The 14,309-nt window shown below is 53.3% G+C and carries 12 protein-coding genes and 1 other annotated feature; of the genes, 7 read left to right on the top strand and 5 right to left on the bottom strand.

Annotation, left to right across the window (positions count from 1 at the left end):
* Positions 1-225 precede the first annotated feature (225 nt).
* From NST44_RS06425 to NST44_RS06415, 3 genes are read left to right on the top strand one after another with little or no spacing between them, the layout of a single operon-like run.
* Positions 226-996 (top strand): ABC transporter ATP-binding protein, encoded by a 771-nt coding sequence (locus NST44_RS06425; RefSeq protein ID WP_340898399.1) that lies wholly within the window; start codon positions 226-228, stop codon positions 994-996.
* On the top strand, positions 971-2,902 hold the full coding sequence (locus NST44_RS06420; RefSeq protein WP_340898397.1) for an FtsX-like permease family protein: 1,932 nt from the start codon (positions 971-973) through the stop codon (positions 2,900-2,902). The genes NST44_RS06425 and NST44_RS06420 overlap by 26 nt, the downstream gene beginning before the upstream one ends.
* 2 nt (positions 2,903-2,904) lie before the next feature.
* Positions 2,905-4,053, top strand: coding sequence for a DUF418 domain-containing protein (locus tag NST44_RS06415; protein ID WP_340898395.1), 1,149 nt, complete (start codon positions 2,905-2,907; stop codon positions 4,051-4,053).
* Here the strand turns inward: NST44_RS06415 and NST44_RS06410 are convergent.
* Complete coding sequence (locus NST44_RS06410; protein WP_340898394.1) at positions 4,005-4,694, bottom strand: hypothetical protein; 690 nt, start codon at positions 4,692-4,694, stop codon at positions 4,005-4,007. The genes NST44_RS06415 and NST44_RS06410 overlap by 49 nt on opposite strands.
* Before the next feature lie 208 nt (positions 4,695-4,902).
* Here NST44_RS06410 and NST44_RS06405 point away from each other — a divergent pair, with 208 nt between their 5' ends.
* Together NST44_RS06405 and NST44_RS06400 are read left to right on the top strand one after the other, a co-directional pair.
* Positions 4,903-5,733 carry a MerR family transcriptional regulator gene (locus NST44_RS06405; RefSeq protein WP_340898392.1) on the top strand — a complete coding sequence of 277 codons (831 nt, stop codon included), beginning with the start codon at positions 4,903-4,905 and terminating at the stop codon, positions 5,731-5,733.
* Positions 5,734-5,925: 192 nt separating this feature from the next.
* The gene (locus tag NST44_RS06400) at positions 5,926-6,690 is read left to right on the top strand and encodes an SDR family oxidoreductase (protein ID WP_340898390.1); all 765 of its coding nucleotides are present in this window, start codon (positions 5,926-5,928) and stop codon (positions 6,688-6,690) included.
* Between the two features lie 116 nt (positions 6,691-6,806).
* Here NST44_RS06400 and NST44_RS06395 read toward each other — a convergent pair whose 3' ends face one another.
* Together NST44_RS06395 and NST44_RS06390 are read right to left on the bottom strand one after the other, a co-directional pair.
* Positions 6,807-8,399 carry a sigma-70 family RNA polymerase sigma factor gene (locus NST44_RS06395; protein WP_340898387.1) on the bottom strand — a complete coding sequence of 531 codons (1,593 nt, stop codon included), beginning with the start codon at positions 8,397-8,399 and terminating at the stop codon, positions 6,807-6,809.
* Positions 8,400-8,476: 77 nt separating this feature from the next.
* Positions 8,477-9,454: a hypothetical protein gene (locus NST44_RS06390; RefSeq protein ID WP_340898383.1), complete on the bottom strand. Its 978-nt coding sequence runs from the start codon at positions 9,452-9,454 to the stop codon at positions 8,477-8,479.
* A gap of 119 nt (positions 9,455-9,573) precedes the next feature.
* Positions 9,574-9,858: a binding site (T-box leader), on the top strand.
* A gap of 48 nt (positions 9,859-9,906) precedes the next feature.
* Here NST44_RS06390 and trpS point away from each other — a divergent pair.
* A complete protein-coding gene (trpS, locus tag NST44_RS06385; protein ID WP_340898382.1) occupies positions 9,907-10,890 on the top strand; it encodes a tryptophan--tRNA ligase in 984 nt (327 codons plus the stop codon).
* Between the two features lie 196 nt (positions 10,891-11,086).
* Here the strand turns inward: trpS and NST44_RS06380 are convergent, their stop codons facing one another.
* Entirely contained in the window at positions 11,087-12,265 is a 1,179-nt protein-coding gene (locus NST44_RS06380; RefSeq protein WP_340898380.1) for a YhgE/Pip domain-containing protein, read from the bottom strand.
* Between the two features lie 176 nt (positions 12,266-12,441).
* On the opposite strand from NST44_RS06380, the gene NST44_RS06375 reads away from it, so the two are divergent.
* The gene (locus NST44_RS06375; RefSeq protein WP_007129004.1) at positions 12,442-13,050 is read left to right on the top strand and encodes a TetR/AcrR family transcriptional regulator; all 609 of its coding nucleotides are present in this window, start codon (positions 12,442-12,444) and stop codon (positions 13,048-13,050) included.
* 53 nt (positions 13,051-13,103) lie between these two features.
* On the opposite strand, the gene NST44_RS06370 is transcribed toward NST44_RS06375, so the two are convergent.
* Positions 13,104-14,153 carry an NAD(P)/FAD-dependent oxidoreductase gene (locus NST44_RS06370; protein ID WP_340898378.1) on the bottom strand — a complete coding sequence of 350 codons (1,050 nt, stop codon included), beginning with the start codon at positions 14,151-14,153 and terminating at the stop codon, positions 13,104-13,106.
* Positions 14,154-14,309: the final 156 nt, after the last annotated feature.

Here is a 14,309-nt window from a genome sequence, read left to right as displayed (position 1 = left end):
TAAGAGGATGTTCAAAAAGTCGTCTGTCGGCATCGAATCTTGAATTCAGCCGGGCCTTCCGGTGCTCACGTACCCAAAACGTACGCTCCACTCCTCACTCCCTAGCTTCATCTAACCTAAAGCGTTTTGAAAAAACGCACTTCGGAAGCATAAGATTCGGTGCTGAAAATCCGACTTTTTGAACTCGCACACTAATTAGGCATATAGAAAGGAGCTTACGGGTTTATGGCTATTCTTGAAGTCACAGCATTAAACAAAGTATATACGGGCAAAGTGGCGACACAAGCTCTTACCGATATTCACCTCACCATCGATGAAGGGGAATTCGTCGGCATCATGGGCCCTTCGGGCAGCGGCAAAACCACGCTGCTGAACATGGTATCCACCATCGATCGGCCAAGCTCCGGCGAGGTCAAAATCGGGGGAAAGAATCCGTACACCATGAAAAAAAGCGAGCTTGCCCACTTCCGCCGGAGACAGCTCGGCTTCGTATTCCAGGATTTCAATCTGCTCGATACGTTAACCGTTGCCGAGAATATCGTGCTTCCGCTGACGCTGGACCGCCGTCCGCTCAAGGACATGGAGAAGCAACTGCAGCAGACCGCCTCGCGGCTTGGCATCCGCGAAATTCTCAATAAACGCGTATACGAGATTTCAGGAGGCCAAAGGCAGCGTACCGCGATTGCCAGAGCGATCATCGGCGCGCCTCTGCTGCTCCTTGCGGATGAGCCGACAGGAGCGCTCGACTCGAATTCCTCGCGGATTGTGATGGAGTCGCTCGCCGAGATCAATGAGCGGGACCGTACCACCTTGATGCTGGTTACGCACGATCCTTTGGCCGCAAGCTATTGCAACCGCATCGTCTTTATTAAGGACGGCAAGCTTGCCGCCGAAATTCACCGCGGCGAGAACCGGCAGGCCTTTTTCCAAAAAATCATCGATACGCTATCGTTCTGGGGAGGGAATACAAGTGAACTTTCCTCAATTCGCGTTTAACAACGTCCGGCGGAATGCACGTCAGTATTTTGCCTATCTCTTAAGCAGCTCGTTCATGGTCATGATCTTCTTTACCTATGCCGTATTTATCTATCATCCGGCTATCGAGAATTCGCCGATGGGCGCCATGACGCGTACGGGCATGACCATTGCCACCGTAATCGTGTATGTGTTTGCCTTCTTGTTCGTGCTGTATTCGATCAGCGTCTTTCTGAAGTCGCGGAACCGGGAGTTCGGCATTCTTACGATCCTCGGGGCCGAAGCCAAACAGATCAATTGGCTGATCTTCCTGGAGAACACGCTGATTGGCGCCATTGCCATCGTGACGGGCATTGTCAGCGGAATGCTGTTATCGAAGGTGTTCTTGCTCATCAGCACCAAAGTGATTGATATGGACGAGCTGCCGTTCTATTGGCCGGTCAAAGCGATCCTGCTGACTGCCGGTGCATTCGCCGCGCTGTTTCTCGTCATTTCGCTCTTCACCTTGCTGTTTATCCGGAAGAATCAAGTTCTTGAGCTTCTCAAAGGCACCAGTAAACCAAAGACCGAACCGAAAGCCAATCTGTTCCTGGCCCTCTTGGGCGCGATCCTGCTCACCATCGGCTTTTCCGTCCTTCGCGTTAAGGAGTTAGACCCTACAGGACTGATGATTGCTGCGTTTACCGGCATTCTGGGCACGTATTTCTTCTACTCCCAACTATCCGTGTGGGTGGTTCGCATGCTGCAGCGAAATCGCAGAACCACTTGGAGAGGGACGAACCTCTTATGGATCTCCGAAATGAGTTACAAGATCAAGGACAATGCCCGCATGCTGTTCCTGGTCACGGTTGTGGTCGCCCTGGCTTCCATGAGCACCGGCTTCGTGCTGGCCATGCAGCAATCGATTCGATCGGTATATTTGGATAACCCCTACGCGCTTAGTTACACCTACTACAGCAATGCCGACGAGACTAAGGTGCAAGATGAGTTGGCCCTGATTGAAAAGCGACTCCAGTCAGAAGGGCTTGAGTATAAACGGGCGGAGGTCGAGACCATCTACTATCGCTTGTCAGCGAATGGGGAGGACTCCTTACACATCATGCCACAGTCCCAATACGACCGTTTGGCTGCCTTGATGAATACCAAGCCGGCTGGGACACTCGGCGAGAATGAAGCCTTATTGACGGAAACCCCGAATGCAGCGAAGAAGAGTAAGGGGAAGCTGATGGAAGCGGATATCGATTTATCCGGTCAGCCCTACTCTTTCAGCTTGGAGAACCGCACAGACCGGATTGCGGCTTTGGTATATAGCGGCAGATTGATGGTCGTTACGGACACCATGTTTGAAGAGCTGCGGAGCGGGAATAAAGCAGATAGAATCAGTGTGAATCATACGTATCCGTTTATTCTTCCCGATTCCCAAGGGCTTCCCCAGAAGGACGATCCTGAAACCAAGCTCGGCCAAGAGCTGTCGGAATGGAACGGTAGCGCAATCAGTGAAGGTTATATAGAATCCAGGGCGGAGAACTATTACACCAATAAACAGGCCATCTCGTTATTCAGCTTTATCGGGGTGTTTGTCGCCTTGATCTTCTCGATTTCAACCGCCAGCTTCCTGTATTTCAAGCTGCACACGGAGCTTTCAGCGGACCAGGTAATGTACCGTTCCCTGTCCAAAATCGGACTCAGCGCCCGGGAGATGAATATCTCCGCAACGATTCAGATTGCCGTGCTGTTCTTTATCCCGATCTTGGTTGCCTCCGTGCAGTCCTTGGTCGTGCTCGGTCCCGTTCTTGGATATCTGGATGCTCCTTATGTAAGCGGTCCTGTATTGGCGGCCTCATCGGCATTCTTGGCTGCCCAAACGATCTATTTTCTAATCGCCAGAGCCCGCTATATTAAAGCTGTCAATGGGATGATGGTGTGAGCGTGCATACAAGAAATCAGGACACAGCGACGCTGCATCGGCCATCCTTGGGACAGGGACGCTTGCCATTTCTAGACCAGTTCAGGGGATTTGCTCTGCTTGGCCTGCCGTTTGTTAACGTACTGGCGCTCTGGCTGATCGCCACGCCGGAGACCGCGGCGGACTTTTGGCTGCAGCGCGGGCTTAATTTCTTTGTGGAGGCCCGGTTCTACACCATCTTCACATTCCTGTTCGGGCTGGGGTTTTATATGTTTCTATCCCGAAGCGCTGAAGCGGGAGGAAAGCCAAAGCTTTGGCTGTATATCCGCCGATTAGTGATTTTGCTGCTGATCGGCTTCATACATCAGCAGTACCAATCGGGGGAGGCATTATTTCATTATACGATTGTCGGCCTGCTCCTGCTCCCCCTCTATTGGGCGCCAAGGAAAATTAATCTTGGGATTGGGGCGGTCGGGTTTACGGTTGCGGCCCTCATGGGAATCAAGCTGCTCACCATCCCGTTTCTGATCCTGTTGGGGCTAACCGCGGGCCAATACCGATTACACGAGGCGATCAGCAATGGAGTACGATTGAGTAAGCTGCGCGTGGTTTGGTTGCTGTCATTGCTCGGAACCGTCATCGCGATCGGAGCCATGTGGGTGACAGCGCCGCCCGAGCCGATGCCCCCGTTTCTATTTACGGTGGAAGGCGAATCGCCATCACCGACCATGGATGCAGCCTTCACGCTGGCACACATCGGGGTAGCGACGGGCCCTATCGTGTCCTTATTTTATCTAAGCTCGCTCTTGATGCTCGGACATACCCGCATAGGCGCCAAGGTCTTGCATCCGTTACAGGCGTACGGCAGGATGGCGCTTACCAATTACATTGGCCAAACCGTTTTTTTGGTCGGAATTCAACGTTTAATATTGAATGGGTCCCCAAGCACGTATGTCGTCTCCACGATCGTTTCCCTAGGGATTGTGGTCTTCCAGATCATAATCAGCAACCTGTGGATGCGTTGGCTCCAATACGGGCCTCTGGAATGGTTGTGGCGGTGCGGGACCTATTGGACCCTCGTGCCAATTCGCAAAAAAAAACAGGAAACCCGCAGGCCTGAGGCCTATAGGTCTCCTGTTTTTTCTTGTAGATGCCGCCCAGTGATCATGTAAATCCCGAAAAGTATCGTCCATATAAACACAGGGCCTGCGGTGACCGGGTAGATGATCACGCTTAATTTCGGAAGCAGCAGTGCAACAGGTATTCCAATCGCTCCCCACACTCCTGCCGCTATGCCAATCCATGCCAAGACGGGCTTCATATTGCCGCCAGCAAGCAGCGTAAGGCCAAGCAGGCTTACTCCGATCCAGGCCAGCATCATGGCAAAGTCGCCGGCCATAATGCCGAAAGCAAATAATCCCACACCCAAGGCGGCTGTCCCAGGGTCTTGCACCGAACCCCACTCCTTGGCCAGGACCGGAAGCACGGTTAACTCCATCGCAAGTACGAGCACCCATATCGTGATCGCCGCAATGAACAAGCGGGAAGCCAACATCGCAGCAGGGCGTCTGCCGGCCACGGCCTCCCCGAGCGACAGTCCGCCCAGCCACAATAATATGGCCGCCAGCATCAGGCTGTGATCCCATTGCCAATAGGTCAGCATGTCCGGAATCATCGATATGACATGATGCCCCGTCCACGGATCTGTAGCCGGCGGGTGCATCAGCGTAGCTGTAACAAACAACGCTCCTCCCAATAAAATGCTGATTCCTGCATACCGGCTGCCCTGTGATGTATTCTTCCATTTGCTCATGAGGGGTTCCCTCCTTGCTTCGTCGTCTACCTATCCATATACTTCCCGCTCTGCGTTGAAACTAGAAGTTTATGATTTTGTCGCGGACATTCAAGCAGATATGCCTTATTCCACTGAAACCAGGCCATTTACGTCCGCTGAAGAGCGGGATATGATATCTTTATCCACACGGTTAAAAAACCTACATCGCAAGGAGGCGGCATATTGGATGATGAAGATCAGCGCTTTTGCCAAGGTCAGCGGACTGTCCATCAAAGCACTGCGCTATTATGACGAGCTGGGCCTGCTCAAGCCGGCCCATGTGGACGAACAAATCGGATACCGTTATTACGCCGAGGAGCAGCTTCTGACCGTCAAGCGGATTGCCGCCTACAAGGAACAGGGGTTTACATTGGAACAGCTTAAGCCGTTTTTGGAAGACAATATAAGAGCCGATGCTGTTAGAGACAAGCTTTCCGAGAAAATGAAGGAGCTTCAGGAGACGGTGCAAAGTCTCCAGCTGCAGCTGGATGAGGTGAACAGCAGACTCTATCACCTGGAGCACATCGGGACGGGGGATCCCGCGGAGTCCATCCGGACCCGGAAAGTCCCGTCTCAACGCGTCGCTTCCATTCGTGACCAGGTCCCCCGCAGCCAGCTATGTCTCTTGCTCGATGAGGTTATGAAATATGCGGCTCTCCAAGGAGAAGAGGAGGCCGGTCAGCTCATCATCCTTTGGCATGACGACGGCAATGGGAATGCCGATGTGGCAGACATTGAAGTTGCCCTCCCTTTATCCAGGGATATACCTGCCAATGGTCGGGTGCGTGTGCATGTCCTGCCAGAGCTGGAATCAGCCGCATCCCTTATCCATCATTGTGATCCGTACGGCTATAGCTGCCCCGTCATACCCGAGCTCAAGGCATGGATTTCGTCCCGAGGTCTCGTTCAATCGGACCGGGAGCCAATCCGTGAAATGTATCTCACCTCGGACAAAGATATTTACGGCAGGAAGCGCCCTGCGGAATTGCTTATTCCCTTGCTAGGTAATACAGAGTAGCCATTCCATAAGATGATCGGATACCGGAGAAGCGCCTGGGCCCAGCCATCATCGTCTCAACACGTACCTGGAGAGGCAGTAATCCGGCTTGTTTCTCATGAAAGCTCAAAAAATGCTCCTCCCCCTCTTGACTCTCCCCTTAACAGGAGAGTGTACAGTAGCTTTAAATCAAACAAGAGGAGTGGGGTTTTCATGAAACGATTGGAAGATAAAATCGCATTGGTTACAGGCGGAAGCCGAGGAATCGGCAAAGGAATTGCGCTTCGGCTCGCGGAAGAAGGGGCACTGGTCGCTGTTCATTACGGAACGCGCAGGGATGCAGCGGAGGAGGTTGTCCAAACCATTCAGAATCAGGGCGGGCGGGCTGTCGCCTTAGGCGCAAACCTGAAATCGGTAGACGGAGCCAAAGGGCTTATTCATTCACTGGAAGAGGAGCTGCTTCGCATCACGGGAGACACCCGTTTCGATATTCTGGTGAATAATGCAGGCATCGGGACTTCAAAAACCTTCGAAGAGACAACCGAGGAAAGCTTTGACGAGCTCCTTGCCGTTAATGTGAAGGCCCCGTTCTTCCTGGTTCAACAGGCCCTGCCGCTCCTGCGTGACGGCGGTCGCATCATCAACATCTCCTCCGGCGTGACGCGGATTGCCTATCCGCATATTATGGCCTACAACATCACAAAGGGCGCGATCAATACGTTTACCTTGCATCTTGCCAAGCTGCTGGGCCCGCGCGGTATTACGGTGAACGCGGTGCTTCCAGGGATTGTGGACACGGATGTGAACGCATCTTGGCTGCACACGCTGGAAGGACAGCAGCATGCCGCGGAGATGTCCGCGCTTGGCCGAATCGGTCAGCCGTCCGATATTGCGGATGTCGTGGCGTTTCTTGCAACAAGCGACGGGCGCTGGGTAACGGGACAAATGGTAGATGCAACCGGCGGTTCTCATCTGTAACTGTGAAGAAGGGCTATCCTTGCTCGGCAGTAACGCCAAGAAGGATAGCCCTTATGCTATATTCCGCTGTTAATTGGAGCTGTTAATATGCTGCTCAATCAAGGTCGCTCTTTCCCTCAATTCGTTGTTCCATCGGACTCACTCCTCCGCACAACCGACTTCCGCTCGGGGTCCCAGCGCCAGGATGGGGCCTTTCCTCGCACATGCAGGCCCCCCACCCATCTATCGATCGTCCCGGTGCAGGCATAGTCGGTTTTCCCGGCTAATACCTCACGCCCCAAACTCGTCACTTGCAGCACCCGATCTTGGAAATGGGGTACAGCCAGTTTGAAGTCCGGAAACGACGCTGTACCGTCTATAGCCAGCAGGCTCACCGGTTCCTCCGTCATCTTCTTCAAATAGTGCCAGAACTCCAGATCTCCCATTCCGAGTGTATGAAGCCGGTCTCCTACCCTTCGGAACAACTCATACGGCTGATGAACTCCATCCGCTACAGCCTCTAACGTCGTCTGCTCGATGATTCCGAGCCCATTGCCCACCGAGGGCAGCCGGGCAAGATGGGCCTCGAATGCATCCCTTGCAAAAGGCAGTGCCGAGGAATCCACCTCCAGCATGCGCTGATGCTTCTCCGGCCGGTCCGAGGTATAGGCTTCCCACAACATGCTGCCGAGTGCAAGCTCGTCTTCTCCGATCGCGTGCCATGTCCCCGATAAAGTCTCGAGCTGCTCCGTGCTGAGCTGCCCCAACCCGCGAAAAAGCTCAATGCCCGGGTAGGCGCCCATGCACAGCAGGCTCAGCTTCGTACTTCCTAATGACTGCTTCTTAAACCAATCGAGCAAATAGGCCAGCATGGTCTGGTCAAACAGGTCATGCTCAAACCAGAGCACGATTTCATCATATTTATGACAATCCCGAAGCTTCCTCTCCTGCGACTCGCAGGTCTCGATATATTCCTTCTGCGGAATCCCGAGCGTTTGCTCCAAATAGCGAGCCCTCGTTCTGCGATTATCCAGGTCGTCCATTCTCGGAAAGACCGGACCAAACGAATAAAGCTCTCTCCACACCAGGATATCTCCTTGAATGTTCCCTTGCTTCAGCTTATCCCCCACTGAATCTCCGTTGACAATATGCAGCATACGCCTGCCTCCCTCATATAGATCGGTGAACACCGATACAAAGTCGGCTACATGAAGCGTGTTCTTCAGCTTCCGCCGGGCATCAAAGAGCCGCTTCTTCAAAGCTGCCAGAGATATATCCAGATATTGCGAAATCTCCTGCAGGCTGTAGCCTTGAAAATAATAGAGCTGAACCGCAATCCGCATGCCCGGCGGCAAATCCGCGATCGTGGCATGCAGCTGGCCGATCAATTCTTTCTTTTCCACAACCGTCTCCAGGCTCCGCTGGTCGCCAGCCGGCAATTCCATCTCGTGCAGCGGTAACGTCTGCAGCTGCTTGCGACGCAGGTCCCTGAAGCACTGCCGCTCAACAATCACTTTGAACCATCCGGGAAAACGCCGGGGATCCTGCAGCTTATGCAGATTTGCAAAAGCCTCCGTAAAGGCCTCCTGCACGGCATCCTCCGCCGAGTGGGGATCCTGCAATTTATCGTAGGCTACGGCCAGCGCCATTCCGGTATAATGCCGGACCAGGCTTTCCTGGGCCTCCGCACTGCCCTGCCGGGCTTCCTCAATCCACTGAAACACGTTCATCTCAACCTCCCTTCCCGGTGTCTCTATCCCTTAAGTGCCGATCTGAATGAAAAAGGTTACCTTCCTTCAGAAAATCTTCAGAAAATGATCGTCTGGACCGGATGGATGATATATCGGAAATTCTCCATCGCCTTCGCCGGCGCTTCCGACACACGGTTCCAATGGTGATAGAAGCTGAATGGAAATTTAAACAAATGGCCGAGGTCCCAGTCGATTGCAGCTCCGTCAATGCCCGCCCAGTACTCCGGCTGATGCGGCAGCCAGGCCGATCTTGGAGCCTCCGCGAGAGGCAGCCGATCCACCGGGGATATGATCCGGATCGGTTCCGCAGGGTCCAGCTGGCGGCTGGCACGGAGCACCTTCACGATTTTGAGCAAGCCCGGCAAGCCACTCTGGAAATAAGTATGGTGGCCTAAATCGTACAACAGGTTTAAGGCATGGGAATAGGTCAGCATATGCCCCAGCAAGTCATGATGGGCTTCCGCGCGGTAGATTACCGAATAAGCGGCCAGTTCGTTCAAAATAAAAGCCGACAGCTGATCGCCGTCCGTTATTTCAGGTATCCCGTCAAGCTCATCCAGAGTCAGCCGTTTAACCTCGGCTGTAGAATATCCGATCCAGGACCTTCCCGGGATCGTCTTCGCGAAAGAGCCAATTAATTCCGCAATATCGGCAGCTTCATGCCGTAGACCGCCTCCAAGCTCATGGAGTGCAGCCAGGCTTATTGCGGAATAGATCACGTTGTGACCTACCCAGTGCAAGCCATCAATCGTAGCGTCCAGGGTCGCGAGAATCCGTGCTTCCGCGTCTTTCACGCTTATGCTGTCCTCTGCCGCCGCCCTTCCCGGCTGCAAGTATTTGCCGACCATCCTCTGATTCTCCACCGCCACGGCCTCTTCAACCTTCCCGGTCAACCGGTTTGCCTTTGCGAAAAAATAACCCGCAATCGCGGCCGCTCCGTAATGGGCCTGCCAAATATCCCCCGTTTGCCGTCTGCACTGCGACAGTATGGTTAATCCGTCAGCGAGAATTGCCGTATCCTGATCCCTCAACATGAATCCCCCCATAACGCTTGACATTAACCTAACACCTGTGTGATGATACTCATCAAATCATCTTGTTCTCTCTTCTCATTCGAAAAAGAGCTGCGCAGATGATTTCAAGAACAACATACCACACGGCTAGGAGAAGAAATAGTAGCTTATCTTTCGAGGTCCAAGCGAACCGGCGAATGGTGCGAGGCCCGGTACCCCGGAATAAGTGAATGGATCTTCTCGCTTCAACCCGAACCTTCGGCTAATGCCGGGGCAGTAGGCCTTGACGGCTCTCCTCCGTTATCATGGGAGATATGACAGGAAGCATGGCGTTGTCCCCCTTCCCCATTCCTCCCGTGTCATGGATAAGAGCGGCTGTACGGTCGAATTCGGGTGGTACCGCGGAGTTACACTTCGTCCCATAGAGGGATGAGGTGTTTTTGTGTTGTTCGCAAAAGATCAGGAGGTGTGTTATGAAACGATTATTGTCTGGCATCAAGCCAAGCGGGGATTTGAATATTGGCGGGTATGGAGGCGCGCTCCGTCAATATGTGAAGCTGCAGCATGAGTATGACTCCTATTTCTTTGTGCCGGATCTGCATGCAGTGACCGTCTATCAGGATCCCAAGGAGCTGCATCAGCGCTCGCGGGACATTGCAGCACTGTATATCGCATCGGGGATCGATCCCGATAAAGCGACGATTTTTCTGCAATCGCAGGTCCCTGAACATGCCCAGCTGGGATGGTTGCTGGAGACACAGGCGCATTTCGGCGAATTAAAGCGGATGACCCAGTTCAAGGAGAAATCCGCCGGGCAGGATACGGTTAGCTCTGCCCTGTTCACGTATCCGGTCCTGATGGCTGCCGATGTGCTGCTCTATCAGGCAACGCATGTGCCGGTCGGTGACGATCAGAAGCAGCATCTGGAGTTGACCCGTGATGTGGCCGAGCGGTTCAATAACCGGTATGGCCGCACGTTTACGATGCCCGAGCCGATCATTCAGGATATTGGCTCCCGCGTCATGGGCCTTGACGAGCCGTCCAAGAAAATGAGCAAGAGCAATCCGAATAGAAATAGCTGCATCCACATGATGGATACGCCAGAGGATATCCGCAAGAAATTCTCCAAGGCCGTTACCGACTCGGACGGACAGGTCCGGTACGACTGGGAGAATAAGCCGGCGGTCAGCAATCTGATCGAGATTTATTCCGTATTCTCCGAGGAGGAAATCCCCTTCATCGAGAAACGGTATGAGGGCCAAGGATACGGTACGTTCAAGAAAGAATTGGCCGAAGTGGTCATCGAGAAACTTCAACCGATCCAGGAGAAGTTCCATCAAATCGTGAATTCCTCCGAGCTTGATCGCATTTTGATGGACGGAGCGAAGCGTGCTTCCGAAACCGCAGGCACAACACTGCTTGCCGCGAAGAAAGCGATGGGATTTGTCACGTTCTGAAAGCACCGCAGGGCGTCCCCTTGATATCTTCATCCTGCTTTAAGGATTGAGATCATGGGGCGCCCTGCATCATTCAACCATTACATCGTACCTTATCCACCGTCAATAACCTCTTATGAAGGCCCACTCCGTAATCCAGTAATCCATCGTATAGTTTCCTTTTCCATGTGCTATTTCGGGCGCTCATCCACTTATGTTACGATGCCGCAACCGACTTTCCTTTATCCGAGCGTTTTCCCTTCTTCACCACCGAAGCTAAGTGCAATACCAAGAAACCGCCGGCGATCGCCCATAGTACCGTATGATTTGCCGTTGCGGATGCCGATCCGTCAAAATACATCACATCCCGAAGCGCCGAAGCGGCAAAGCGCAGGGGGGTCCACGAGTACAGCCAATCCTGCGTGGCCTGCGGCAGAAACTCCGGCGCCATATTGAGAAGCGGCATCGAGAAGAACATCAGGAGCACCAGGATCCCCATCGCCGGAAGTCCGAGCCAGTTAAGCAGCGTGGACTGCAAGAGGAAAAAGGCGGACCCGGCCAGCCACAGCATCAGCCATACGTTGCCCCCGTTCGTTAGCTCCATGCCATACCAGGAGGAAGCCATCCATACCAGGAAACCGGAGGCCAAACCCGCCAGCAGTAAACCAACAGCACCTTGAAGCACGATCGCGATCCCCCTGCTGCCATCACCAGCTGCTGCTGTCCGAAGCGCCTGGAACAAGGACAAGCTAATAATCAGGCATCCGATCCATAAAATTTGCGTCAGCAGCCCCGGCGCATTGCCGCTTGCATGATTAGCTCCGACCGGGTGGACAATCTTTTCTTGAACCTCAAACGGGGTAAGAAGAGCCTGTGCTGTTGTTACGGGCACCAATTCCGCCTGCGCGCCAATCATGGTCAATGCCTGTTTGGATAGCTCGGAGCCTGCCATCTTGAGCACCTGCCCAAGCATCTGCTTGACCACGGCGGACGCTTGGGCATTCATCCCCTCGTTTACCAGTATGTGAATGACAGCCGGGTTGGGAGCCGGAGACTGAAGGGTCAGCATGCCCGAGCTGAGATTCTCCGGAAGCACCAGCGCTCCGTAATATTTCTGCGCATCCATCCCTTCTCTCGCTTCCGCCTCCGAAGCTACGATCTCCCACCGAACGGGCAGCTGCGTGTTTTGCTCCAGCATTCCCTTCATCTTCTCCCCCACAGCAAGCGTCTCCCCGTTCGGAAGCGCTGCAGGCTGATCCAGCACGACCAGCGCCACTGGCAGAGATTTTGGCTTTGCGCCTACGATCGAGCCCATCATGGCAACGCCGAAGACGGTTAACACCAGAAGGACTGCCAATGCGCCAATCCACAGCATTTTTTGCCTTAAGAACACCATATCCACCACTCCTCATTATAATGAACAAACTGTTGATTAATGATCACACCGTTAATTATAATGGGGAAAGAATGCAGTTCAATCATCAGCTTTATTCCGAGTGTTCATTACTCATCATGTTCAAGATAGGTGTTCATTAATTGGGATAAAATCATCGGTCAGGGGGAGAACACGCTTTGCCTAGAAAAACGGACCGCAGGCAGATTCGAACGAATCAGCTGCTGCGCAAAACGCTGTTTGAGCTTATGCAGGAGAAGTCCGTCAATGCCATCACCGTGACGGATATAACGAGCCGCGCGGATATTAACCGGGGGACGTTCTATCTTCATTACAGGGACGTGCCGGATATGCTGGAGAAGTTGAAGGAAGAAGTGATGGCGGAAATCCGCAGCATCGTCCTGGAAATCGACCCGAGGGATACCAGGATTTATGCGGAGAAAGGCGAGCCATATCCGCCCTCCATCCAGATATTCGAGGTGCTCATCAAACACGGCGACTTCATCAAAGCCGTCCTCGGGCCTAACGGAGATATGTCTTTCGTGCGTCAATTCCGGCAGTTCATGACCGAGAATATGTACGACAAGCAGGCCTTTCGAATGGCAGCACAGAATAGCCGGATTCCAAGCGACTATCTGATTGCCTACATGACCTCGGCCAATATCGGGCTGGTCATCCACTGGATCGAGTCAGGGATGAATCTGTCCGCAGAAGAGATGGGCGCCCTGATGACGCAGCTGATCAATTACGGGCCGCTGATCACATCCGGCATCGTAAGCAAGGCATAACGAAGAGGGATCCATTCGCTGGATCCCTCTTTCATCATACCATGCAGCTGCCGCTATTTAATCATCTGCTTCACAAGCTCGCGGTTGCGCTCCTTGAACACCTCGTTGTGCGACGATACCATCGCGCTGCGGTGCGCTTCCGGCTCGATAAAGCGCTTGGCGCTGTTGACCGCATTGGCCGCATCCTGGAACGCGCCGGCAATCAGATGCAGCTTCCCGTCGTAATGCAGAATATCCCCTGCGGCATACAGTCCGGGCACGGAGGATTGGCAGTGTCCGTTCCCGGCAATGTAATAATCGTCCACGCGTTCGATCCCAAGCCCGCTGTTCTCAAGCAGAGAAATGTCGCGTTCATAGCCGTGGTTGATAATGACTTCGTCGACCTCAATGACATTTACCTCGCCGGTCTTGCTGTTCGTGAGCTCCACCCGCTCGATGGTTTCGTGGTTCTCCGAAGCGATCAGCTTCGTAATCTGCGTATGGAAGAAGCAGCTGGCCGAGCTGTTCAGCAGCTGCTCGACCTGGGCCTCGTGGCCGCTCAGCTCTTCTTTCCGGTAAGCCAAGTATACCTTCTTCGCGACCGGCTCGAGTTCATTCGCCCAGTCGATGGCGGAGTTGCCGCCGCCGGATATAATCACGGTCTTATTCTTGAAATGCTGCAGCGATTTGACGGTATAGTTGAGGTTCGACACCTCGAACCGTTCGGCTCCTTCAATCTGCAGCTTCTGCGGATTGAGAATGCCCCCGCCAACGGCAACGATGACCGTTCTCGAGAGGTGGGTGCCGGAGTTCGCGGTATGTAATTCGAAGATCCCTCCCTCGTTACGGGAAATGGATTCCACCTTCTCATTCAGCAGCACTTCCGGACTGAAGGTCAGGCCCTGCTGAACCATCTGCTCGATGAGCTTGGCGCCGGTAATCGGAGTCTGGCCTCCGACATCCCATATCATTTTTTCCGGATAGACGTGAACCTTCCCGCCCAGCACCGGCTGGTATTCAATAATCTTGGTCTTCATTCCGCGAAGCCCGCTGTAGAAAGCCGAATATAAGCCAGCCGGCCCGCCGCCAATAACCGTCACATCAAAAATTTCGTTCCCTGCCACGAATTACACCTCCGGGATATATCGGTAAAAGGTTATGTCCATAACCTATACTTGGACGTAAATGATTATCATTATCATTTAGTATACGTTGCCTTCATTTATTTTACAATCGCGGATTTTATTTTTTTCGTTTTTTTATGATTTTATCTATATATA

Source organism: Paenibacillus sp. FSL W8-0919, assembly GCF_038003785.1.
Lineage (GTDB): Bacteria > Bacillota > Bacilli > Paenibacillales > Paenibacillaceae > Paenibacillus_AQ > Paenibacillus_AQ lactis.
The sequence above is the reverse complement of the archived record's forward strand: the minus strand, read 5'-3'. Positions and strand labels throughout refer to the sequence as shown.